The 24,798-nt window shown below is 42.4% G+C and carries 23 protein-coding genes, 1 other RNA gene and 1 other annotated feature; of the genes, 2 read left to right on the top strand and 22 right to left on the bottom strand.

The annotated features are described in order from the left end of the window. Positions 1–128: 128 nt before the first annotated feature. The 9 genes from pheS to DXB52_RS06490 form a co-directional block, all read right to left on the bottom strand. Positions 129–1,148, bottom strand: coding sequence for a phenylalanine--tRNA ligase subunit alpha (pheS, locus tag DXB52_RS06530; RefSeq protein ID WP_015527792.1), 1,020 nt, complete (start codon positions 1,146–1,148; stop codon positions 129–131). A 64-nt stretch (positions 1,149–1,212) separates the two neighbouring features. Further along, positions 1,213–1,487: a binding site (T-box leader), on the bottom strand. Positions 1,488–1,593: 106 nt separating this feature from the next. Further along, positions 1,594–2,433 (bottom strand): YihY/virulence factor BrkB family protein, encoded by an 840-nt coding sequence (locus DXB52_RS06525; protein WP_117539542.1) that lies wholly within the window; start codon positions 2,431–2,433, stop codon positions 1,594–1,596. Positions 2,434–2,742: 309 nt separating this feature from the next. Beyond that, positions 2,743–2,926, bottom strand: a non-coding RNA gene (gene ssrS, locus DXB52_RS06520) — 6S RNA. Between the two features lie 106 nt (positions 2,927–3,032). After that, positions 3,033–3,380, bottom strand: a complete 348-nt coding sequence (locus DXB52_RS06515; protein WP_117861498.1) for a hypothetical protein — start codon at positions 3,378–3,380, stop codon at positions 3,033–3,035. A gap of 3 nt (positions 3,381–3,383) precedes the next feature. After that, entirely contained in the window at positions 3,384–4,871 is a 1,488-nt protein-coding gene (gene thrC, locus DXB52_RS06510; protein WP_118106790.1) for a threonine synthase, read from the bottom strand. A gap of 131 nt (positions 4,872–5,002) precedes the next feature. Then, the gene (locus tag DXB52_RS06505; protein WP_118106789.1) at positions 5,003–6,301 is read right to left on the bottom strand and encodes a Na+/H+ antiporter NhaC family protein; all 1,299 of its coding nucleotides are present in this window, start codon (positions 6,299–6,301) and stop codon (positions 5,003–5,005) included. 137 nt (positions 6,302–6,438) lie between these two features. Continuing rightward, positions 6,439–7,524 carry an aspartate-semialdehyde dehydrogenase gene (gene asd / locus DXB52_RS06500; protein ID WP_118106788.1) on the bottom strand — a complete coding sequence of 362 codons (1,086 nt, stop codon included), beginning with the start codon at positions 7,522–7,524 and terminating at the stop codon, positions 6,439–6,441. A 116-nt stretch (positions 7,525–7,640) separates the two neighbouring features. Then, positions 7,641–9,020, bottom strand: a complete 1,380-nt coding sequence (argH, locus tag DXB52_RS06495; protein WP_118106787.1) for an argininosuccinate lyase — start codon at positions 9,018–9,020, stop codon at positions 7,641–7,643. 156 nt (positions 9,021–9,176) lie between these two features. Further along, positions 9,177–9,815 carry an epoxyqueuosine reductase QueH gene (locus DXB52_RS06490; RefSeq protein WP_118106786.1) on the bottom strand — a complete coding sequence of 213 codons (639 nt, stop codon included), beginning with the start codon at positions 9,813–9,815 and terminating at the stop codon, positions 9,177–9,179. A 134-nt stretch (positions 9,816–9,949) separates the two neighbouring features. Between DXB52_RS06490 and DXB52_RS06485 the strand changes: the two genes are divergently transcribed. Together DXB52_RS06485 and DXB52_RS06480 are read left to right on the top strand one after the other, a co-directional pair. Further along, positions 9,950–10,717: an ABC transporter ATP-binding protein gene (locus DXB52_RS06485; RefSeq protein ID WP_117539553.1), complete on the top strand. Its 768-nt coding sequence runs from the start codon at positions 9,950–9,952 to the stop codon at positions 10,715–10,717. Then, positions 10,707–11,498 (top strand): ABC transporter permease, encoded by a 792-nt coding sequence (locus DXB52_RS06480; protein WP_118106785.1) that lies wholly within the window; start codon positions 10,707–10,709, stop codon positions 11,496–11,498. The genes DXB52_RS06485 and DXB52_RS06480 overlap by 11 nt, the downstream gene beginning before the upstream one ends. A gap of 80 nt (positions 11,499–11,578) precedes the next feature. Here the strand turns inward: DXB52_RS06480 and DXB52_RS16845 are convergent, their stop codons facing one another. The 13 genes from DXB52_RS16845 to DXB52_RS06420 all read right to left on the bottom strand — a co-directional run bounded on the left by DXB52_RS16845 (position 11,579) and on the right by DXB52_RS06420 (position 24,544). Beyond that, a complete protein-coding gene (locus DXB52_RS16845) occupies positions 11,579–12,136 on the bottom strand; it encodes an Rpn family recombination-promoting nuclease/putative transposase (protein WP_472520000.1) in 558 nt (185 codons plus the stop codon). 8 nt (positions 12,137–12,144) lie between these two features. Further along, the gene (locus DXB52_RS16840; RefSeq protein WP_472519998.1) at positions 12,145–12,579 is read right to left on the bottom strand and encodes a hypothetical protein; all 435 of its coding nucleotides are present in this window, start codon (positions 12,577–12,579) and stop codon (positions 12,145–12,147) included. Between the two features lie 254 nt (positions 12,580–12,833). Then, a complete protein-coding gene (locus DXB52_RS06470; RefSeq protein WP_118106784.1) occupies positions 12,834–13,958 on the bottom strand; it encodes a nitrogenase component 1 in 1,125 nt (374 codons plus the stop codon). Then, on the bottom strand, positions 13,955–15,340 hold the full coding sequence (locus DXB52_RS06465; protein ID WP_118106783.1) for a nitrogenase component 1: 1,386 nt from the start codon (positions 15,338–15,340) through the stop codon (positions 13,955–13,957). Before DXB52_RS06465 ends, DXB52_RS06470 begins: the two co-directional genes overlap by 4 nt. Continuing rightward, positions 15,333–16,109, bottom strand: a complete 777-nt coding sequence (locus tag DXB52_RS06460) for a nitrogenase iron protein NifH (RefSeq protein ID WP_118106782.1) — start codon at positions 16,107–16,109, stop codon at positions 15,333–15,335. The genes DXB52_RS06465 and DXB52_RS06460 overlap by 8 nt, the downstream gene beginning before the upstream one ends. Then, the gene (locus DXB52_RS06455; protein ID WP_118106805.1) at positions 16,102–16,374 is read right to left on the bottom strand and encodes a TM1266 family iron-only hydrogenase system putative regulator; all 273 of its coding nucleotides are present in this window, start codon (positions 16,372–16,374) and stop codon (positions 16,102–16,104) included. Before DXB52_RS06455 ends, DXB52_RS06460 begins: the two co-directional genes overlap by 8 nt. A 56-nt stretch (positions 16,375–16,430) precedes the next feature. After that, positions 16,431–16,667, bottom strand: coding sequence for an AIR synthase-related protein (locus DXB52_RS16835; protein WP_472519997.1), 237 nt, complete (start codon positions 16,665–16,667; stop codon positions 16,431–16,433). Next, entirely contained in the window at positions 16,619–17,449 is an 831-nt protein-coding gene (gene hypE / locus DXB52_RS06450) for a hydrogenase expression/formation protein HypE (RefSeq protein ID WP_472519996.1), read from the bottom strand. The genes DXB52_RS16835 and hypE overlap by 49 nt, the downstream gene beginning before the upstream one ends. A gap of 51 nt (positions 17,450–17,500) precedes the next feature. Then, a complete protein-coding gene (gene hypD / locus DXB52_RS06445; RefSeq protein ID WP_118106781.1) occupies positions 17,501–18,586 on the bottom strand; it encodes a hydrogenase formation protein HypD in 1,086 nt (361 codons plus the stop codon). 29 nt (positions 18,587–18,615) lie between these two features. Further along, entirely contained in the window at positions 18,616–18,825 is a 210-nt protein-coding gene (locus tag DXB52_RS06440; protein WP_015527775.1) for a HypC/HybG/HupF family hydrogenase formation chaperone, read from the bottom strand. 26 nt (positions 18,826–18,851) lie between these two features. Further along, on the bottom strand, positions 18,852–21,245 hold the full coding sequence (gene hypF / locus DXB52_RS06435) for a carbamoyltransferase HypF (RefSeq protein ID WP_118106780.1): 2,394 nt from the start codon (positions 21,243–21,245) through the stop codon (positions 18,852–18,854). A 16-nt stretch (positions 21,246–21,261) separates the two neighbouring features. Then, a complete protein-coding gene (locus tag DXB52_RS16830; RefSeq protein ID WP_330638488.1) occupies positions 21,262–23,754 on the bottom strand; it encodes a nitrogenase component 1 in 2,493 nt (830 codons plus the stop codon). A 22-nt stretch (positions 23,755–23,776) separates the two neighbouring features. Continuing rightward, complete coding sequence (locus DXB52_RS06420; protein ID WP_118106779.1) at positions 23,777–24,544, bottom strand: nucleotide-binding protein; 768 nt, start codon at positions 24,542–24,544, stop codon at positions 23,777–23,779. Positions 24,545–24,798 lie beyond the last annotated feature (254 nt).

The raw sequence follows: 24,798 nt of genomic DNA, 5'->3' as shown, positions 1-24,798 counted from the left end.
AGGCTCTAAAATCCAACGGCTCTACGCCGTTGCCGCGCCGCATTCGCGCCGCTTGAAGATTTTATCGCACCGTTCGAACAGAAAAACAAATACTCACTTCGCTCGTGCTTGTTTTTCTGCTGTTCTCACTAGAACTGTTTCAGGAATCTGATGTCGTTCTCGTATAATAAACGCATATCGTCGATCTCGTATTTCAGAAGAGCGATACGCTCAAGTCCTACACCGAATGCAAATCCGTTATACTCTTCCGGATCAATTCCGCACATCTCGAGAACATGTGGATGAACCATACCACATCCAAGAATCTCGATCCAGCCTGATCCTTTACAGAAACGACATCCCTTGCCGCCACACTTAAAGCAGCTTACATCCACCTCTGCACTTGGCTCTGTAAATGGGAAATGATGTGGACGGAATTTTGTCTTTGTATCCGGTCCAAACAGCTCTTTTGCGAATACTTCAAGTGTTCCTTTCAAGTCAGCGAAGGAAATATTCTTGTCGATCACAAGACCTTCAATCTGATGGAAGGATGGTGAATGTGTTGCATCTACTTCGTCAGAACGGAATACACGTCCCGGTGCGATCATACGAATCGGAAGTTTTCCCTGTTCCATCACACGAGCCTGCACCGGAGATGTCTGTGTACGAAGTACAATATCCTTATTAATATAGAAAGTATCCTGCTCATCTTTTGCCGGGTGATCTGCCGGAATGTTCAGCTTCTCAAAGTTGTACAGATCATACTCAACTTCTGGTCCTTCTACAACTTCATATCCCATGCCTACGAAGATACGCTCTACTTCTTCCAGTGCGATTGTGTTCGGATGTCTATGTCCTACACTGTTCTTCTTAGATGGAAGTGTAACGTCTATTACTTCTGCTTTCAGCTTCTCCTCACGGATTGCTTTCTCCATTCTTGTCTTAGATTCCTCTAAGAGCTCCTCAATTGCTGCTCTCGTATCATTCACAAGCTGTCCAACCTTCGGACGTTCCTCCGGTGCAACATCTTTCATTCCTTTTAATACGGCTGTCAGTTCACCTTTTTTACCAAGAAACTTTACACGCACGTCATTGAGTTTCTCCGGAACGTCAGCCTCCTGAATTCTTGCGACTGCTTCCGCTTTAATCTGTTCCAGTCTTTCTTTCATCGTTTTCTCCTTTCTTAACTCACTTATCAGGGACGAACGTTTTCATAAAGAAAGACCTCATCCCAAAAGGGACGAGGTCTGAATCACTCGCGGTACCACCCTGATTCCTGCAGTCTGATCTACAGGCACTCTAAGTTGTGTAACGTACAACGTACGGCATTCTCTACTTATCACATCCGGACAAATCTGTTCTTCCAACTGTCTCTCAGATGCTTCCTTTCAAAAATGCAGCTCACGTGTGAATTTCGATCGCTATCTGAACTTAAGAGAACTTTCAGCCGACGATTCTCTCTCTCTGCAAGAAAACAGGTCTCTACTATGCACGATCTTTGCTTTTCAAATCTAATAAACTTTTCATATTCTAAGTGAATTTACCTTAATTATTTTAACACAGCATTTCTTTTTGTCAAGTCTAAATGAACTCCTATAATAGTTTGTGTTTTTCCTATTTTCTGCTTTTAACTCCTTCTAAAATTGCATTGATTTCTCCCCCAAGCAGAATAATATACATACACGCATATAACCACAACATAACAAGAATGATTGTTGTAAAGCTTCCATACATATTGGTAAATCCTTTAAAGATATCCAAATAAACAGAAAAGATAAAGGACAGTACCATCCAGCCACACGCTGTAAAGAATGCACCCGGCAATTGTTTCCGTAGAGTCGTCTTTCCTTCCGCGCCACGGTTTGGAAGATACTTGTACACCAAATCCCAGAAGAAAGTCAGAAGTGGAAGTGTGAAATAAATCCTCAACTGTATAATCTTATGAATTGCTTTACTTATAAGCGGTGCATGTTCATAAACTACAACACTAATACTGTTACCGAATACGGAAAGCACCAATGAGAGCATGATAGCCACAAGGAACAAAAAAGTATACATACATGCTCTTGCGCGAAGGTAAAAATAATTTCTCGTCTCTGTGTTTTGATAAATGCAGTTCAATCCATATGTTACAGAAAGTACTCCTTTTCCCGCTGACCACAAAGCCACAAGGATTGTCAAAGGAATGATCGTACCGGAAGTCATATATACCTGATTCACAATGCTTTCAATCATTGGGCTGACTGTGGATGGAAATACTGGAAGTACAGCCTCCATCACATCCGCTTTCGTCACTGGTGTAAATTGTACCATTGTTAAAAGCAACATAAAGATAGGAATCAATGAAAGCACAAAGAAATATGCCGCCTGTGCTGCGAAAGCTCCCGTATGATGCGAACTCACGGTAGCTGCAATTCGCAATCCGCGCTCTTTTATCTTATTAAATTTCTCCATTTTCTTTAACTCCCCAGGTTAAATACTCAGGACGGCTTATATTGTTACTGTTCACACGAAGTGCGACCAGCAACGCATCTCGCCATTTTAAATCGCCTTTGGCGATGGGGCGAGATGCATTCAGGTAAAACACGCATCCTCCGTGCAATCAGCGGAGTGATTGACACGGGAGTGAACAGTAACCTTATGTTTCTTCTCAGCCGTCACGAAATTGTTACTTCATGGATAATACCATAACTATTCTCAATATTCAAGCAAAAAAGAAAGACAGCCGAATCTCTTCAGCTGTCCCTTAACTTTATCTTTTGTCTAATCCCCAAAATGCCGTTCCCTGTATTTTGAGTCCTAGCCACAGCTAGGTGGGCAACCTCATCCTGCTTTTCTGCCGTCCACTGCAAAAACGGAGGCCTGGCATATTACTCAGTCTTATCGGAATCCCTTTTTAAATAATGTAGGTTCAAAATATCAGGGTTCTCGCACATTTCAGGTATTTCTTCTTTCTTAACCTATTGCTATTATACTCTATCCACATCATTTTTACAACTGTAAATATGTGGATTTTACATTTCTGTCAGCAAAAAGAAACGGAACTGACATTTTTAATAATATCTGTTTCTGAGATTTCTTGTATAAACACCGAACCAGATCAATACAATAAGGAAAATAATCATTGCAACTGTATCTATTATTGTCATTGTATGAACATAACAGTGAATCACATCAATCACTCCATAGATCACAGACACCAGTCCGAAGACCAAAAGTGCCGGTGCGGTCTTTGCAATATAAGCCTCTTTGTCCTTACATTTTTTATAAGTATAATCTTTTCCCAGAAGAATTGATGCATTGATCTCACCCTTTACCTTCATTATAACAAAGGAATACAATGCGTAAATTCCACAACATAGAACGAAAATACCTATAAATCCCCACATGCTGTTATCCATTTTTTACACCCCAAGAATATTTTTTACTGTCTCTTTCATCTGATCTGCGTCACACTCTGTTGTATGACGAACCTCTGCATCACGGATTTCTTTGATTGCATTTGGAATCGGGAAGCCTGATACTTTCTCAAGCTCATCGATCAGTGCGAAATCTTCCATCTCATCATACTTTGGATCAATTGCTGTCATAACGTTGCGTACGAACTTGTACGGACTTGCTGTTGAAGCAACCAGACACTTCTTCTCATCCTGTGTATCTTTACGATACTGTGCACATACATGTGCAGCAACTGCAGTATGAGTATCCATTACATATCCTGTCTTCTTATATGTGTCATGGATCGTCTCTTTTACTTCTTCTTCTGTCGCAAATCCTCCGACAAAGTCTTTCAGCCCTTCCTTCATCTCAGCTGTGATCTCATACACCCCTTTTTCCTTCAGCTGTGTCATGAGCTCTGCATCCTTCTGTGCATCCTGTCCTGCAATCGTGTAAATCAGACGCTCCAGGTTACTGGAGATCAGAATGTCCATAGATGGCGAAGATGTCAGGATGAACTCTCTGTTTCTATCATAAACACCTGTCTGGAAGAAATCAAAGAGAACCTTGTTATCATTGGAAGCACAGATCAGTTTTGCGATCGGCACACCCATCTGCTTTGCATAGTATGCAGCAAGGATATTTCCAAAGTTTCCTGTCGGAACTGTGACATTGATCTCCTCACCAGCCTGAATCTCTTCATTCTCAAGCAGTTTAGCATAAGCATATACATAATAAACAACCTGTGGTACAAGACGGCCGATATTGATGGAGTTTGCTGAAGAGAACTGATATCCCTTCGCATCTAATTCTGCTGCCAGCTCCTTGTCCTCGAAGATTGCCTTCACACCACTCTGTGCGTTATCAAAGTTACCGTGGATCGCTACAACAGAAGTATTCTCTCCCTTCTGTGTCACCATCTGTAATTCCTGAACGTGGCTTACGCCTCCCTTTGGATAGAACACGATGATCTTTGTTCCCGGAACATCTGCAAAACCTGCAAGTGCAGCCTTACCTGTATCTCCGGAGGTTGCTGTCAGGATCACAATATCATTCTTCACCTGGTTCTTTCTTGCGGAAGTGATCATCAGATGCGGCAGGATGGAAAGTGCCATATCCTTAAATGCGATCGTTGCTCCATGGAACAGTTCCAGATGATAAGTATCTCCCACCTTTACAAGCGGTGCGATCACTTCTGTATCAAATTTTGAATCGTAAGCACTGTTGATGCAATGTCTCAGCTCTTCTTCTGTAAAATCTGTGAAGAACTGTTTCATAACCGCATAAGCTGTCTCCTGATAAGACATGTCTTTAAGTTCATCCATTGTTACATCCAGCTTCGGAACGGATACAGGAACGAACAGTCCTCCGTCATCAGCCAGTCCCTTTAAGATGGCCTGTGAAGCTGTAACAGTCTTGTCTGAATTTCTGGTGCTTTTGTATAATAGATTCATCCTTACATCCCTCTTTTATTTTGATTTCTTACTTATAGTTTCCAGTGAAAATCACTCTTGTCTGCAAGTATAACACAACTTTTCTTATACCACAAGGAAATATGTTATTTTTGCTTTTTTAAGTTACCACTTTAATTTGTTGTAGTCTTTCTGCTCTGTGGAAGGAAAATAATTGCCAATATTCCACATACTCCCATCAGAAGTGGATAATACAGATTTGGAATGATCTGAAGTGGTGTCAGTCCAGTCAATGTTGCTGCTGACAGAAGCTGTGCTCCATATGGAATGATACCTTGTCCTACAGATGTAAACATATCCAAAAGTGAGGCTGATCTTCTCGGATCAACATCAAACTCTTCACTGATTTCTTTTGCGATTGGACCTGTCATAACAATGGCAACCGTATTATTCGCTGTACATGCATCAACAAAAAGCGCAAGAAGTGCGATTCCGAACTCTGCTCCTCTTCTTCCATTAATATTGCTCTTGATCAAATTCAGAATGAACTGAATTCCACCATGCTCTTTAACCAGTGATACGATACATGCTACAATAATAGAAATAACTGTGATATCATACATTGATGTTACACCACTTCCTACCACCTGGAACATCTCAGAAAGTGCAATATGTCCCATGCTTACGCCTACAATCAGGGAAATCACAATTCCACTGATCAATACAACAAATACATTAATTCCAATAAGTGCTCCAAGAAGAACTACCATATACGGAAGAACTTCCCAAAGGCTGTAATTAAGATTCTCTTCAAGCTGGAAGCTCATATTTCTTGTTGCCAGCCAGAAGATTAAAACTGTAATAATTGCTGCCGGAAGAACGATAAAGAAGTTCGCTTTGAACTTATCTTTCATCTCACAGCCCTGTGTCTTAACTGCTGCGATCGTTGTGTCAGAGATCATAGAAAGGTTGTCTCCAAACATAGCTCCACACACAACTGCTCCAATACAGATACTAAGTGCGAATCCGGTTTTTTCACTGATTCCGACTGCGATCGGTGCGAGTGCTGCGATTGTTCCCATGGAAGTTCCCATAGAAACCGAAATGAAACATCCGATCAGGAACAAACCTGCAACTGCAAAATGCGCCGGGATCAATGACAATCCTAAATTGACTGTACTGTCTACTCCGCCTGCTGCTGTAACCGCACCGGAAAATCCTCCTGCGCAGAGGAAGATCAAACTCATTGTGATGATATTTTCCTCACCAACGCCTTTCGCAATTACTTCAATCTTCTTGTTAAAACTCAATTCTTTATTCTGCAAAAATGCAACAAACAATGCGATCAAAAAAGCTACAATTGCCGGCATCGCATAAAAATCCTGGAACACAATTCCCGCGCCGAGAAAAATAATTAAAAATACTCCAATTGGAAGCAGCGCTATCGCTCTTCCCTTATTTTCCTTTTCCATAAGGCCCTCCTCTTACTACCATTTCATAAAATATTTGCGTGATCTATCCTCTCTCAATGCCTCAATTTCTGTCTCTGGTCTAGCACGCGTAAAAGGCAGTGACGATTTTGGTACTGCCACTGCCTTTTTCTATTTTCTTATTTTGCTGCGATATATCCTTTTGCTGTCAATGCCTCTGCACAGAGAACTGCTCCACCTGCTGCACCTCTTACTGTATTATGAGACAGTCCGATGAACTTGTAATCGAACATTGTATCTTCTCTCAGACGTCCGATAGATACGCCCATTCCGCGCTCGTAGTTCACATCCTCTGTTACCTGTGGACGGTTGTCCTCCTCAAGATACTGGATAAACTGCTTCGGAGCACTCGGAAGTTCTGCTTCCTGTGGGAATCCCTTGAATGTAACCAACTTCTCGATCAGCTGCTCTTTTGTAGGCTTCTTCTCAAAGTTGATGAATACTGCAGCTGTATGTCCATTCAGAACCGGTACACGCACGCACTGACATGTAATCTTCGGAAGTTCTGCTTTCACGATCTCTCCGTTCTCTACTTTACCAAGTACACGAAGCGGCTCCTGCTCACTCTTTTCTTCCTCTCCACCGATAAATGGGATGATGTTTCCAACCATTTCCGGCCAGTCTTTAAATGTCTTACCTGCTCCGGAGATTGCCTGGTATGTTGTAACAACCAGCTCTTTTGGTCCGAACTCTTTCCATGCTGCAAGGCAAGGTGCATAGCTCTGGATTGAGCAGTTTGGTTTTACTGCAATGAATCCGCGTGTTGTTCCAAGACGTTTCTTCTGATCTTTGATCACTTCAAAATGATCTGCATTGATCTCCGGTACTACCATCGGTACATCCGGTGTCCAGCGGTGTGCACTATTGTTAGATACAACCGGTGTCTCTGTCTTCGCATACGCTTCTTCAATTGCTTTGATCTCGTCTTTAGACATATCCACTGCACTGAATACAAAATCAACTGTAGATGCTACATGCTCTACATCATTTACATTCAGGACTACCAGCTTCTTAACTGCTTCTGGCATCGGTGTATCCATTTTCCAACGGTCACCTACTGCTTCTTCATATGTCTTACCTGCGGAACGCGGGCTTGCTGCTACTGTTACAACTTCAAACCATGGATGATTCTCAAGCAGAGAAATAAATCTCTGTCCTACCATACCTGTTGCTCCAAGGATACCTACTCTTAATTTCTGCTCCATTGTTTTCTTCTCCCTTTTCTTCTTATTTTCTATTTTTCTATCCAAACATTCTCTTTCAATTCTCTTTATATAATGAAAGAAAGCATTCCGTTATTTTTGTTCTCTGTAATGATTCATTACTCTGTCACAAGATAAGCTTCTTCGATAGCGATCACTTTCTCCATTGCCGCTTTTCCCGGTGCACCGATCGTATTTCTCATCTCCACACAGGTCTTCATGCTGATTGCGTCATAAATATCTTCTTCAAACACCGGTGAAATCGCTTTGAATTCTTCCATTGTCATATCATCCAGTGCTTTCTTATGCTCAATACAGTACAGTACGAGCTGTCCCACGATTCCATGTGCATCACGGAACGGAACTCCATGATTCACCAGATAATCTGCTGCGTCTGTCGCATTGGTAAATCCATGCTTCGCACTCTCTTCCATGCGTACATTATTAAACTTCATTGTCTTAAGCATTCCTGTAAAGAGTGCCAGACATCCTTTTGTTGTATCTATTGCGTCGAATACGAGTTCTTTGTCTTCCTGCATGTCTTTATTATAAGCAAGCGGAATTCCCTTCATCGTTGTCAGAAGAGAAGTCAATGCTCCGTAAACTCTTCCAGTCTTACCACGGACAAGCTCCGCAATATCCGGATTCTTCTTCTGTGGCATGATACTGCTTCCTGTACTGTAAGCATCATCAATATCCACAAACTGATATTCGTTGGAATTCCAGATGATCACTTCCTCTGAGAATCTGCTCAGATGCATCATCACAGTTGACATTGCTGACAAAAGCTCGATCAGGTAATCTCTGTCAGATACAGAATCCATACTGTTCAGTGTCGGCCCAGCAAAGTCCAAAAGCTCTGCTGTGTACTCTCTGTCAAGCGGATAAGTTGTTCCGGCAAGTGCTCCGGCTCCCAGCGGACAGTAATTCATTCTCTTATAAATATCTTTCATTCTGGATCTGTCACGCTTGAACATCTCGAAATAAGCCCCCATATGGTGTGCAAGTGTGATCGGCTGTGCCTTCTGAAGATGTGTGAATCCCGGCATGTAAGTTTCGACATTCTCTTTCATCAGTTTCAGAAGAACTTCCAAAATCTCTTTAAGAAGTGCATCTAACTCAATAATCTCATCTCTTGTATAAAGTCTCATATCCAGTGCAACCTGGTCGTTTCTGCTTCTTCCTGTATGCAGCTTCTTTCCTGCATCCCCGATCCGGTCGATCAGGTTTGCCTCAACAAAGCTGTGAATATCTTCATATTTATCTGTAATCTCAAGTGTTCCGTTTTCCACATCCTCACGGATCCCGTTCAGTCCATCAATGATCTGTTTCTTCTCATCCTCCGTCAGAATCCCCTGCTTTGCAAGCATTGTCACATGTGCAATACTTCCGCGGATATCCTGCTCATAGAATCTCTTGTCGAAAGAGATGGATGCGTTAAAATTATAAACCAGCTGATCTGTCTCTTTTGTAAAACGACCGCCCCATAACTGTGCCATCTGCCTTTCCCCTTTTCTATTATATCGTATTTGCCCATTAGTTTATCACACTAAAGTGTCAAATGTCTACTACAAACTTGCAAAATATACCTGATTTCGACGAATTCTGTAGATTTTTTCTTATTTTCTGCTATTTTAATCACTTCTTCCGTCATTTCACACACATTTTTCTGCCTGACGTGCTTTATAGGAGAACTCACATCCACAATAATCCTGACGGTAAAGACCATAGATCCCGGACAGTTCGATGGATCTCTTATATCCGTTCTTCTTCTTGAAATCAGAAAGCAGATATTGTACACCATATTCTTCACCAACACGTTGTCCGATCTCATTCAACTTCTGCGCATTCTTCATCGGACTTATACTAAGTGTTGTTGTAAAATAGTCAAATTCTCCGGCTACTGCAACTTCTGCGGATTCCTTCAGACGAAGTTCATAGCATCCCATGCATCTCGAACCGCCCTCTCTCACTTCTTCCAGCCCTTTTGCCATCTCATAAAACCGGTCGCGATCATATTTACCAGCTAAAAATGATACCGGATAGCGGAAATGCATCTCTTCAATCAATTTCTGCTGTTCCAGGATGCGCTTTGTGTATTCACTTTCCGGATAAATATTCGGATTGTAATAAAACACGGTGATTTTAAAATACTTTGATAAATACTCTAATACATAACTACTGCACGGTGCGCAGCAACTATGCAGTAAAAGAGTTGGTACTCTTTCTTCCTTTTCCAGTCTTGTCAGAAGCTTCTCCAGCTCTTTCTGATAATTGATTTTCTGTAAATTCATTTTCATCATTCTCCTATATCTTTGTTCCAGATCAATCATTCCTTTTTTCTAAAACGCCTGACATGTTCATTGATTCACTCTCAGGATTATTTTTACATATCATAACATTAACTACTACTGAAATGGAGTCTTCAATGAATTCTCTTCTGGAACTTCATAACATATATTATTCTTATCACACATTGGACGCAGAAACAAGGGCTTTATCTGATCTTTCCTTTTCCGTGCAACCTGGAACCTTCACAGCAGTTGTCGGTCCTTCCGGATGCGGCAAATCTACACTTCTTTCCCTGATCTGTGGATTGATGAAGCCAGATGCAGGAGAAATCCTGTTAAATGGTATCCCTCTCAAGGAAAATTCCCCCCTGATTGGCTATATGCTCCAACACGATCATTTACTGGACTGGCGCAGTATTTACCGGAATGTCACCCTCGGTCCGGAAATCTGCGGCACACTAAATACTGCAACCAAAAAACGTGCGTATGAGCTTCTCGAACAATATGGTTTAAAACAATTTGCTTCTGCACGTCCCTCCCAGCTTTCCGGAGGAATGCGCCAGCGTGCCGCCCTGATTCGGACTCTGCTGCCTGATCCGCAACTCTTACTGCTTGATGAGCCCTTTTCCGCTCTGGATTATCAGACCAGGCTGACCGTCAGCGACGACATCGGCCAGATTATCCGACAGAGTGGAAAGACCGCACTTCTTGTCACTCATGATCTATCGGAAGCAGTCAGCCTTTCCGACCGGGTCATTGTCCTCACCAACCGTCCTGCCAAAGTCCGTTGCGAAATTCCGATTTTCTTTAAATTAGAACAAGACACACCTTTAAATCGGCGGAATGCACCTGAATTCAAACACTACTTTAATCAAATCTGGAAGGAGCTAAACCATGACAACTGAGCATCTTCGTTTTCTCAAAAAATTCCGCAGACGCCGACGGATGGTCGTCTTTCTGCGGATTCTGATTCTTTTCTTATTCCTGTTACAATGGGAAATCTGTGCCGATACCGGAGTTGTTGATTCCTTTATCTTCAGCAGCCCTTCCCGTATCATAACCTGTTTTCTGAAAATGACAGAGGATGGTTCTGTCTTTCACCATATTGGAATCACCCTGTATGAGACACTTGTCAGCTTTCTTCTGGTCACACTTACCAGCATTCTGATTGCAATCCTCCTCTGGTGTTTCCATGGACTTTCCGAAATTCTTGACCCTTACATGGTTGTCCTAAATAGCCTGCCAAAATCTGCCTTGGCGCCCTTACTTATTGTCTGGCTGGGTGCCAATACCACAACCATTGTTGTTGCCGGAATGTCCGTTGCAATTTTCGGAAGTATCCTGAACCTCTACACCAGTTTTTCTACGATCGACCAGGAAAAAATTCGTCTGATCTACACACTACATGGAAAACGCAGGCATGCGCTGACCAAGGTGGTTCTTCCTGGTTCCATTCCGGCAATCATCAGTAATATGAAAGTCAATATTGGACTTTGTCTTGTCGGAGTTATCATCGGTGAATTTCTAGCCGCAAGAAGCGGACTTGGATACCTGATCATCTATTCCAGCCAGGTATTTAAACTTGACTGGCTTCTGATGAGTATCTGCATTCTATGTATCATTGCAGTGCTGTTGTATGCGATAATTGGTCTGATAGAAAAGTGGTATCTGAAAAAGACGGGGTGACAGTATTGATCTGTCATCCCGTCTTTTTCATTATTCAAAACTTCCTGTCGGTCCAGTAACAAGAATCAATAAATGCTGTATCACTGTACTTCTTTTATTATCTTCCGAATCACATTGACATCTTCTTCTAATTCATCCGCAATCTGCTCAAGTGATTTTTGCTTCTGCAGTTTTCTCTTTACTTTTTCCTTTAACAGATCATCCCTTCCCTGCTGGATTCCTCGCTTCATTCCATCTCTTACGCCATCGTCATACATTTCTTGAATTGCTTCACACATATTGATTATCTCCTCCTCATTCTCGGTCTCACCTGGTATCTGTTTCATATTTAAAAATGCCTTCATCGCCTGACTTGTCTCATGGTCAACCTTTTGAAAGAATTTCTTATTTTCATTAACATAGTTTCTTAATCCATCCTTATCTTTTCTATATTTTAGCATAGTTAGTATCACTTGTAAATCCTCAGAGAACCGCTCTATTTCCTCTAAGCGTTCTGCATCTACCAGATTAATCCTATAATTTGGAAGATATTTTTCAAGAATTGCTTTTTCTTTTTCCGTTCCTTCTAATCGAAACATGTCATATAAGTCCACCGGCCCGTCCCACGGCTCTGATCCATAATAAAATACGAGCGAAATAATCGGCGTTAATCGATCTGTCTTCGAAAACGAGATAAGTATTCTCCAGCTGTAAGATGTTCTAACGGCTGTCCTGTTTTTTTAGCCTGCCTTCGGCCCTCTGTAAAACGTTCCCAGTTATTTCGAATCTGTGTTTCATAATCCATTCCGTCATAAAGCATCACTTTATGCGGCATAGCATAATGAATCTTATCTTGTGCTTCATTCGCAAGAAGTACAAGCGTCGCCTGGTTCTTCCATCGCATAATAATGTCTCGGTATTTCTTCATACTTTTCGTTTTTCCTACTCTGTTTTTCACATTAACAGATGAGACTGGATTTACCTCTTCTAAATCTTCAGCCAATATCACATTCTCTCCACCATAAATCACACCATTAAATAAATTTGCGAATCGATTTTTTTCACTTAGCCAGATATTGACATTAACATCTGCTTTTCCCATAGACAGTTCCTCCCTGGTTTTTATTCTTTTGTTTTTAAATCATCAAAAATGGAATCTCTTGCTGATATAGCCTTGAAAATGAGATATTGTTATCTCTTCGATAACATGTTCAGACAAATGAAATATAGAAATATATGTCTGAGATTTTGATGTGGATTAACTATAGCAAAATAAACTGCTGCTGTCAATGATAAAAATCGACCTGGATCCATAGGAATCAAAACAACAATTCAAAAATCCAGGCCATTCACTATTTATTCATTTTTCAGAAACATTCTCCCTGAAAATGCTATGTGCGCTCTCTCATAAAACTCGCACTCAACCGGGCAGATTGGGTGATACAATGGATCAGCTACTACGATCTGAGCGTTTTTCAGGGCGTTTTCCATCTCTTCTTCACCAGACACTTTTAAATCCTGACTTCCAATCAGTCCATCCGTTTCCTCTAATGGACAAAGAACCTTTGTTTTATAGTGATATTCTTTTTCAATTAAAGCTGCAAGAGATGTTGTTGTAACCGGCTCACCGATCAGAGTAACTATTTGTGATTTCCAATCTTCTATAGCTGTATTCTTTTCCCATTCTTTTCGATCTTCCAATGCCGGCATAGGTATTTTCTTTTCCAAAGCTTCACTGATTCTCTCTGCATATTCTTTATAAGGGGTTCCGATCACATAAGGGGTTCCAAACTTTTCTTTTAACGCTTTTGCTGCCCGCAGCCCAACTGATGACATGACAAGGTTGATCTCTGCATTTCCTGCTTTTACAAGATCTTCCAAACTGTCTCCCATCGCCCAGGTTGAAAGGATCTCCCATCCACATTTCTCCAGATTATTTTTTAATTCTTCTACTCTGGGAAATGGACCAAAATCTAGTGGTGTTGCTCCAAGCAGGTTTACTGTCCGTTTTGCATAGTTTCCTCTTGCTTCCTTTTCTGTAACAAATCTTTTTGCAATTTCTTCGAATGCGATTCCTGCTCCATATACATAATCATGCATTCCATTTGTCGGCACTGCAAAGGATGGTATTCCTGTTTCAATTTCCAGCACTTTCGCCAGTGCCGGAAAATCGGTTCCATTCATAAATGGAATCGGTGAACTGACAAGTGCGATAAATTTCGGATGAAATTCACGTGCTGCTTCTTTGATATCTGATAAAAATTTTTCGTCATTTCCCATGACCGCATCAATCTCTGTCAGACCTGAAATAAAAATCAGGCTATCCTGATCGTACCAGCGAATTTCATCATGTGTATTATAGGTAGAATTGCAGCCGGATGGATCGTGCATCACGACCATGCCTCCCAACTCATAAAGCGCAGAACAGACACCTGATACATCTGAAGTATAAATCGGTATGATTCGATATGATTGTCTCATATGTAGCTTGTGCACCCCCATCCTTTTCTTACGATCATTGTTTTCGGATCTTTTTCATTCAAAAATGCTTCTTCCATAAGTTCCGCTGTCCTTCGGATTCCGTCAAATCCTTGCAGGCTGGCTCCCTGAACCAGATTTACAAAGTAATGACTTCCTGTAGACCACGCTGCTTTCTGACCGATTGCAAGTGTCTTTTCCGAAGGATACGCTTCATGCAGTACACGCATCTTTGCATGAACTGTCGCACGAAGTTCCAGTTTTGGTGCATTTACTTTCAGCCATTCAAATACTTCTTTTTCTTCCGAACTTATACTGTCCAGAAAAACAGTCTTTACGTTAAATCCATGTATCAGCAAAAGCCTGGCCAGTCCAAGTGGACGCGGATGGAAAGTATAATCAATCGTAATTGGAGCATTTCCAATAATTTGTTTTGCATGATTTAACGCTTCTTCGCAAAGTGCGATTTTCTTTTCCATCCATTCACTTAGAATCTGCTTTCTTTCCACTCCCAAAGAATTCCACAGAGTCTCTTCTTCGCTTCTGATTTCTTCATAATCAAAACTAAGTGGCAGATAAAGAAATGCTCTTCTTAATCTTTCTGCCAGTGTTTCAATCCCGTACTTTCCAGATGGATAACAACAGAGAAATGTTCCCGCATTTCCCAATTCTTCATACTCTTCCCATGTGCTGCAATCTTGCAATTCTCTGACTTTATATCCTGCTATAGCTAGCAATTCCTTTAAATCACAGCTTAGATCTAACGCAAAGTCACTCCCCAATATGGAAATCTGTTTTGTATCCATTTTATTCCGATCGGGATTCAGTGGTTCATACATTGCTTTTCGAAGCTTTTGATCCGGTGTTGGTCCATGTTTTTGCATAATTGGATCCATATAGCATCTCAAAAATCTGATTTCTGGAAATCGTTGCTCCAGTTCCCTGTAAATCCGCTCTAGATCGCATCCGAGAAAATGATGAAGGCATACTGTAAACAGAAGAACTGCCTTCGGCATTTTCTGTCCCGTCTTTTCCTCGCGTTCTTTTAGTTTTCTTAAAATATCTGCCGTTCCTTCAATCGTCACATCTTCCAGATTTCCGCTTAACAGATTCTGCTCCTCTACGATCACAAAGGAAAATCTATCTTCTTCACACATCTCTGCTGCAGTAAGCACAACGCCCCGCATACAGTTGTCCGCACAGACATAAATCTGATGTGCTTCCGGAATCAGCATTCCAGTATGAACGATATTCCAACAGCCATGTGCCGGTGAATTAAATTCCAGCCCTTGTGGGAACGGAATTGGATAGGATGCGTCTTTTATGCTGACAACCGCATCTTTCTCACTGATCGGCCAGGCTGATTCTCCAACTTTTCTAAGCATTTGACACCTCTTGTTTTTCTCTCACTTTCATCAGGATCGCTTTGGCAAGTATACGATATTCTTCTGCCATTTCACTTTCCGGAAATGCTTCAAGAACGGTCTTTTTCTGTTCTTCTGCCTGCTGAACAAGATCACTTCTTGTCAAAGTTCCTACAATACTTGTATGAAAATCTTCCGCCAGTTCTTCTACTTTCTCCTCCTCACGCAGGACATTTCTTCGATTCAGAATCAGCCCTCCCAGTGTGGCATATCCGCGATTCTTAAAGTTTTCTACCGCCATAGCAATATTCGCACCTGCATGAATCGCCATATTTTCTCCAGATGTAACAATAAAGATCTTGTCTGCATACCCATTTCGCATCGGCATAGAAAATCCACCACAGACAACGTCTCCGAGCACATCATAAAGCACTACATCCGGCTGGTATTTCTCATAAGCACCTGTCTCTTTGAGTTTTTCCAATGCAGTTATGATTCCGCGTCCTGCGCACCCAAGTCCCGGTGTCGGGCCTCCTGCTTCTACACAGACAATTCCTTTGTATCCAATTTTCACAATATCTTCCAGTTTCAGGTTCTGTTTCTTTTCCTGATACATATGAAGTACGGTCGGAACTTCTTCTCCATGTCGGAGCAGAATCGTAGAATCCGCCTTCGGATCGCATCCAATCTGAAGAACCTTTAATCCCTGCTCAGCCAGTGCTGCCGCTACATTGGAGACTGTCGTTGACTTTCCAATCCCACCCTTTCCATATACTGCAATTTTAATCATTGTGTGCCTCCGCTTTTGTAATAATGTTTGAATAGGCAGTCTTCGCTGACACACCTTTGAGTCTTCCGATCTTTCCGGAAAGGCTGCTAATCATATCCTGCGGTGCATCAATTGCAATACTGATGATATTAATTCCTTTTTCCCTATATGGAATCCCCATACGCCCGATAATATAATTTCCGGCTTCATGAAGAAGATCATTCAGTGTAACGATCGCTTCCGAATTTTCCACAATTATGGAGATTACTGCTACTCTTGTATCCATTTCGATTCCTTTCCGCATTTTGTTTACGCTTCATTTCTCCGTATTTCGGAACTGGTTTAACATATACGTGGAAGTAGTTCTCCACCTGGCTGTGGGAGGAGGGACTGGGTTCCGATTTCTGTCATACGGATAACTTTGCCTGGGTTTTCTTCTGTGATTGTTCCGATGATTGCTGCATTTTGAGAGTATGGACACTTGTGAAGTGTCTCTACAATCTTTTCTGCCTGTTCTGCCGGAGCAATGATCACCATTGTTCCTTCGCAGGCAAGATAAAGTGGTTCAAGTCCAAGCATTCCACAGACTCCCTGCACCTCGTAGCTACCGGGATTTTTGCTGCATCAATCTGTACTCCAATCTGGCTCTGTCCTGCAATCTCGTATAATACAGTTCCGACACCGCCTCTTGTCGCATCACGGATCACATGAAGTTCATGTGTCGTGTCCATAACAGCCTCCACCGTCTTCCAAAGTGGGGCGCAATCACTCTTCACATCTGCCTCGATTCCGAAATCTTCTCTCGCAAGAAGGATCGTGCATCCATGTCGGCCGATATCTCCGGTTACGATAACTGCATCTCCTGGCTTCGCAAGTTCTCCGCCAACCTGTACGCCATCTTCAATTTGTCCCATTCCGGTTGTTGTGATAAAGACTCCGTCTACCTGTCCTTTTCCGGCGACCTTGGTGTCTCCTGATACGATGCGAACACCTGCTTCTTTCGCTGTTTTAGCCATTGCCTCCGCAATCTGCTCCAGTTTCTCCATTGGGAATCCTTCTTCGATCACAAATGCGCAAGTCAGATATAATGGTTTTGCCCCCATACAGGCCAGGTCATTTACTGTTCCGCAGATAGACAGTTTTCCAATATTTCCTCCCGGGAAAAATGCCGGAGATACGATAAATCCATCTGTTGACACTGCCATTTTCCCAACCGGCGGATTTAATACGGCTGCATCATCTGCTGTCAGATCCGGATTTGCAAAATGTGCTGCAAATACTTTGTCGATCAGTTCTGAAGTCTGTTTTCCGCCTGCTCCGTGTGCCATTGTAACTGTCTGGCTTTCTATTTTTTCGCTCATATTATTTCCTCTTTTTCCGTCACTGTTCACAGTAACCATTTCTATTTTCTTCTATACTCCGTACATGAAATAAGCGGAACACGCACCTTCATTTGAAACCATGCATGCTCCTACCGGATGCTGCGGTGTACAGACTTTTCCAAATACTTTGCAATCTGATGGCTTACATTTTCCCTGTAAAACATCTCCGCAACGACAAGCCGGATTTGCTCTTCCTTCCATTTCCGGAATCTGATATTTCACTCTTGCATCAAACATTCCCCACTCTTTACGAAGCTTCATTCCGGAATCTGGAATCACTCCAAGACCACGCCATTCACTGTCGCAGGATTCCATCAGTTCATCTACAAGACGCTGTGCCTCTTTGCTTCCTTCTGCTGTTACTACTCTTGGATAGCAGTTTACAAAAAATGGTTTTCCTTCCTGGTAGCGTTTCAATGAAACAGCCAATGCTGTCAGCAGTTCTTTCGCAGTAAATCCTGCTACAACTCCACTGACTCCCTCCTTTGTCAGAGATTCACACAATGCCGTTCCGGTAATTGCATTTACATGTCCCGGATAAAGAAACACATCTGCACTTCCTTTTAATGCTTCATAAGCTCCCGGCATCGTCTTATTTGCCGTCAGGATAGAATAATTCTCTAGTTGTTCTTCTTTCGCTTTCTTTACTGATAAGCAAGAAGAAGGTGTTGTTGTCTCAAAACCAACGGACAGGAACACGACTTGTTCCTCCGGATGTAACCTCGCATATTTTTCTGCATCTGCCGGTGAATAAACAATCTGGATCTTTGCGCCCTTTTCTCTCGCTCCCGCAAGACTCATCTTTGTTCCAGGTACACGGACAAGATCGCCAAAAGTACAGACTGTCACACCTGCTTGAAGTGCAAGCCACACTGCCTCATCAATAAACCTAACCGGTGTCACACAGACCGGACATCCCGGTCCTGAGATCAGTTCCACCTGCTTTGGAAGTAATTTGCGGATTCCAAGGCGAAAGATCTCATGTGTATGTGTTCCGCACACTTCCATAATGCGAACCGGGGGGCCATCATACTGCTCGATGATTTCCCTCGCTGTTTTTCTTTGTTTCTCATTTCTTTCAGATGTTTGATTTTTTGTTATATCCTGCATCATCATTTATTCTTTTCACCCCACTGTTCACTGCTCTATAGCAGTTCTTCCATAAGCTGATCGGTCTCTTCATCATCTTCTTCTGTGATCTTTGCAATTGCGACTCCGGCGTGCACCATCACGTAATCGCCCGGCTCCAGATCTTCTAATAACTCTGAAGACACTTCCCTTTTCGCACCACCTGCATCTACCACTGCAGTTCCGTCACTGATGCGAACCACTTTAGCTGATAATCCTACACACATTTTTCTTATTCCTTTCTTTTTTAACTCTATAAAATCAGAGCTTCCTCTACACACTCATGATTCATTCCATAAAATGCCTGACCAAGCGCAATTCCTCCGTCATTCGGCGGAATCATCTGATGTGTCAGCACATGAAAACCATTTGCAATTAATCCGTCTTCCGTCAGACGAAGCAGTAATCCATTCTGAAATACACCGCCACTAAGCGCTGCTGTCTGACATCCGGTTTTCTCTTTAGCATGGATACATGCTGTGACAATCTGCTCTGCAAGTCCTTTGTGGAATCCATATGCCGCTTTTTCTATTACTTCGCGTTCTGATGTATCTTCTGCTATATTTACATCCGTGCTTGTAACTATTTCTACTGCTGTTTTCACTAATCTGCCCGTCTGAAGAAGTTCTCTTCCGTCGTCTGCTGATTCAGTTAAACACTTCTGCCCGTCTAAGACATTTATTTTCTTCTCACCAGATCTTTTTTCATAAGCTTCTGCTGCGAATTCCAATGCCATGGAGGCTTCTCCTTCAAAAGAAGATTTCTTTCGAATTCCAAGTATCGCACTGATTCCATCAAATAATCTTCCTGCACTGGTTGACTCTACCGCATTGATCTTTCTCTCAAGCATTGCAAGCTGAACTTTCGCTTCTTTTTCCTCGCAAAGACCAAGTTTCTGAATGATCTGCATCGCCTCATCTTTTGATTCAGATATTTGCCAGATTAAAGAAACTGCGATACGCCATCCTTCTTTTGCTGATAGGTCGCCTCCAGCCTGTAAAAATGGTTCAACACTTCCGATTCTCCGGAATCCGTCAAGATCTGCCAGAAGTATTTCTCCGCCCCATATGGTTCCGTCCGTTCCATAGCCGGTTCCGTCAAAAGATACTCCGATCACCTGTTCCATCCAGTCATTCTCTGCCATACAGGATAGGATATGTGCATAATGGTGCTGCACTTTCAAAACAGGAAGTCCCAGTTCTTCTGCAACCACCGTCGAATTATATTTTGGATGCATATCGCAGACGACAACGCCTGGTTCCACTTCTAACAATGTTTCCATTCGCTGTACTGTCTCTTTCAATGCATTTACCGTTCTTAAATCTTCTAAGTCTCCCACATACGCAGAAGGATAAAATCTGCTATCCACACCGATACAGAATGTATTTTTCAATTCTCCGCCGACAGCCAGTACCTGTCCTTTCCATTTTCCTGATGTCTGGACCGGAAGTGGCGCATATCCCCTTGATCTGCGAATCATATATGGTCTGTTTTTATAGAAATCCATCACAGAATCATCTGCTCTCACACGAATCTTCCGATCATGAGACAAGATACAGTCACAAAATTCTGAAAGCTCTTCGAGCGCCTCCTCATCCGATCTGCAGATTGGCGCACCGGATACATTTCCACTGGTCATTACAAGAAAGTCCGGCATCTTGATTCCATCTGGATATTGAAATAGAAGTAACTGCACCGGCGCATATGGAAGCATCACTCCTACTTTTGGATTGCCCGGTGCGACAGATGAACACAGCTGCTTCGTTTCTATCTCTTTCCTCACCAAAAGAAGAATCGGCTTCTGATGTCCAGTGAGAATTTCTTCCTGCTCCTTACTCAACTCACAGACACTTTGCACTACCTCAAGATTTCTTGCCATCACTGCAAATGGTTTCGCCGGGCGGCGTTTTCTCTTTCTTAACAGTTCCACTGCTGCCTCATTTGATGCATCGCAGCAAAGATGAAATCCTCCGATTCCTTTCACTGCTACGATTCCGCCTTCGGAAATCACTCTTCTTGCTTCCGTAATTGCATCAGAACCTTTCATGTCTATCGTTCTATCAGAAGTTTTGATCAAATAAACTTCCGGTCCGCACGCATTACAACAAACCGGCTGCGCATCGTATCTTCTGCTTTCCGGATTGTAATATTCTGCCTCACATTCCGGACACATCGGAAATTCTTTCATACTCGTACGCTCTCTGTCATATGGAAGAGCATCCAGAATCGTAAGCCGCGGACCACAACACGTACAATTAATAAACGGATGTAAGTATCTGCGATCCTTGGGATCATACAATTCTTCCTTGCATTCCTCACAGATTGCAATATCCGGAGAAATAAAGATTTCTCCTTTTGTCTTCTCGCTTTCTATGATAGAAAAGTCCGGATATTTTTCCTTTGTATCCAGTATTTCTTCTGAAACCTTAAGAATCGCTGCACGTTTTGGCGGACAGGTACGAACTTTCTCAATAAACAGATTCACTGCCGTCTCGCTTCCCTGTGCGAAGATTTCAACATAAGGTCCACGATTACTGACACTTCCTCTGATCTTACAGGAATCTGCATGTCGACTGACGGTCGGACGGAATCCTACGCCCTGTACAATTCCATAGACACGGATTTTCTTCGTTATCTCCTTCTCCATAGACTTTTTCCTCCCGTTATGACTCCTGCAGTTTTCCTGAGACTGCAAAATGCCGTACATTAACAAATGTTCCTTTGAATCCCGGTACCAGGCCTCTCATATTTTCATCTGCAAAGACAATGTCATAGTTCCCATTTTGAACAAGCTTACAATAATCCATCTCTTCTTTCAGTGAAAGATCTCCTTCTTCTGAAAGCTCGGATTTCATCATAAACCAGCTTGCCACCGTAACTTCTGTATTCTGTTCATCACTTCTTGTACGAATTTCCTGTCTGATGGCATTTGCAATCACCTGCTGATGAATGATCAGTATCTTTTTCCTTTCATAACCAAGTTCAGGTATCAATTCATCTACGAATGGATATCCCACTTCATACGGTGTGCCAAACTCTTTTTCCAGATATTTTGCTGTCTCAAGTGCCGCCGGTGCTACAACCAGATTCTTGTCCGCAGAGCCTGCTGTCTTCACTTTATCAATACCTGCTCCCATTCCATAGCAAACATAATGCGTATTCTCATTTTCTAATTTTCGGAACTTTTCTTCTACATGCAGGTCACTGACATCATGTGGCGTCAGACCGAGAACTCCGATTTTCATCTTTTTAGAAGAATCGTCTTCTTCTGAAACTTCCTTTTGTGATGCTACGCCTTTTCCTGCAAATGTCTTGAATAAAGTCAGCCACGCCTTCTCTTCTCCCACATCATACAGTTCCATTCCATTCGTATCTACAGTCAGAATCGGAAGATTTGTCTTCTTCTCGCACATTCTCTGTAACGCTCTATAATCCGTTGCGATCACAGCCGGAACCGGAGTACCGATCACCGCTGCAAAATTTGCATCAATCTTCTCTGCTGCATCCGTAAGTTTCGCAACAAGCCTGTCATCTCTTCCAAGGATTGCATCCATGTCACGCAAGCCAGCACTGAAAATCGCACTACGTTCCCCGAACCAGCGCGGTTCATCGAATCCGCATACATTTCCTGTACAGCCTCCCGCATCACATATGACAAGGATTCCTCCCAGTTCATAGAAAACGGACGCTGCACCTGACTGATCCGGTGCAAATGGAGTCAATCCTTTCCAAAGACCACGCACATGAACATCTTCATCCTTTGCAGCCACTTCTTCTTTGAACAACGTTTCTTGACTCTTATCTTCAATTACTTCTTGTGATTTCGAACCAATCACTTCCACCTGTTTCTGCAAAACATTCCCTTCTGCCTGTTCTGTCACAGCCTGCTTAAGCGCCTCAAACAGTCTTCTTACGCCTGCATATCCGAAAGGCTGGCGCTCTTCATTCCAATGGATTCCTTTTGTGTTCGGATGATAATAACAGGCATCCTTTCCGATCGTCAGTGTCACGCCACTTTCGGATGGATCATAATAGAGCATCGTCGGTTCCATATTGGAGAAAATCTTTGTCTGCTGACTTAACTTTTTCAACTGTCTGATATAAATAAAGTTCTCTCCTGTGATCGTTCCGTAGATTTCTGCTACTTTGAATCCGTATTTCACCAATGCTAATGATAATTCAAATGGATCTGCGTTTGCACATTCCCCAACAGCAAATACCGGGTCCGGACAGACTTCACGGAACCTCTCAATTGCTTCCTGTGCCTGTTTTTTCTGTTCCTCTGCATGGAATTCTATTCCAAGTGCTGCGCCAAATGCCTGGTATTGGCTTCCAATCTTATCAATCTGATAAAGTCTGCGCAGTTCGATAAATGGAATCTTTAATCTGTCATGAAAATCCTCTGCTGCAAATCGTGCCTCCGGGTGAAGCACAAGATTAAAATTCGCCTCAGACATTTTCTTATATTCTTCAAAATCTTCACATCTCGAAATCTCATGAATCGTTTTCACTCCTGCCTCTTGAAGCAGTGTATATAATTCACAGTCATCTACGAGTGGTGAAAAGTATCCGAGCAGATTTACTACATTTCCTTTTTTACGTCCCGGTTCAAGAAGTGAATACAGAGACTGTCTCACATGAACCATCGGAGGTTTTCTTCCCTCTCGTGTCAATGCATACATATAACATGGGCGCACCGGAAGTCCGGCTTTTTCTTCCGCTTTTCTACAGACACGTTCCATATCTGTTCCAAGAAGGGCATCCACACAGGTAATACAGATCATCACAACGGATGGTTTCTTCTCAAGACTTTCACAGATTGATGCAACTGCTTTCGGGATCTTCTTTAGATGACGCCCTGTCACAATATCAGTCTCATCCATGCAAAGGTAAAAAAAACGGTTATTATATTCTTTCATTGAACTGATCATGGACGTATTTCTTCCACAGCACCCCGGTGCCACGATCAGCATGATCGATCCCGGCACTGCAAGTCCTGCTCTTTTCACTCCGAACCCTTCTGCCCCCGGAGAGTTAAAGGCAAGCGTAGCCGGCGAACTATAGATTAAATGTTCCCCTGACTGAAACGGTTTCGGAAGATTATCCTTTCCTCTTTGTTCCAGTTCTTCCGCTGTACAAAAATATGCTTTCTTCATATATTTTCCCTCAACTTATATTTTATCTCACACTTTCTGCTTCTTCCTCTAACAGTTTTTCTGCCAGTTCAAAGAATCTCTTACTGATCTCAGAATCTGCGTCGCCTTCGATCACAGTCTTCCCCTGATCTTCCCAGCGTATAATCTCATCACTTCTTGGAATCTCACCAACAATAGGAATCTTTTTTTCTTCTGCAAATGCCTGTACCTTCTCCGTTTCATTTTCCACATTTCTATGATTCAGGATCAATCCAAAGATTCTTGCATAACTGCGATCTTCAAAATTACGCACTGCGCTGGAAATATTGTTAGCCGCATACAATGCCATCTTTTCTCCAGATGTAACAATCACAACCTTCTCTGCATATCCTTCTCGGATCGGTGCTGCGAATCCGCCACAGACAACATCCCCAAGTACATCATACAGAACAACATCCGGTTTGTATGTCTCAAACAACCGCAAGTCTTCTAATAACTGAAATGTCGCTATGATCCCGCGTCCTGCACATCCTAGTCCCGGTGTCGGTCCGCCTGTCTCGATACAGAGCACACCACCGAATCCTTCCTTTGCGATCTGATCTAATTCTTCCGGCTCCTCATCCTCTTCTCTCATATAATTCATTACCGGACGCAATGGCTCGCCGCCTAACAGATTAATCGTTGAATCTGCTTTCGGATCACATCCGATCTGGATTACGCGCTTCCCCATAGCGGCAAATGCTGCTGCCAGATTCGATGTGATCGTGGACTTTCCAATCCCACCTTTTCCGTAAATTGCTACCTTTAACATATTTCTGATCCTCCCATTTTATTTTCCGGGTATAAAAGAAAGACTCTTCTCCACAACGGAAAAAGAGTCTGTTAAAACCACAAAATATTTTTTTGTCTAAACGCTTCTTTACAACTATTCCCGCTCGGTATCTCTCACTTCCTTGCCGTCAGAGTCTATATTCTATTCAAAATCCATGTCTTTATTGCTATGAGATATCTCTCTGCTGCATTCAGATTGAAACGTATTCTTTCCGTTTGGAACAGTTGTAAATC

Origin of the sequence: Ruminococcus sp. OM04-4AA, assembly GCF_003462585.1 — a bacterium.
In the GTDB taxonomy this organism is placed as follows: Bacteria; Bacillota; Clostridia; order Lachnospirales; family Lachnospiraceae; genus Mediterraneibacter; species Mediterraneibacter faecis.
The sequence above is the reverse complement of the archived record's forward strand: the minus strand, read 5'-3'. Positions and strand labels throughout refer to the sequence as shown.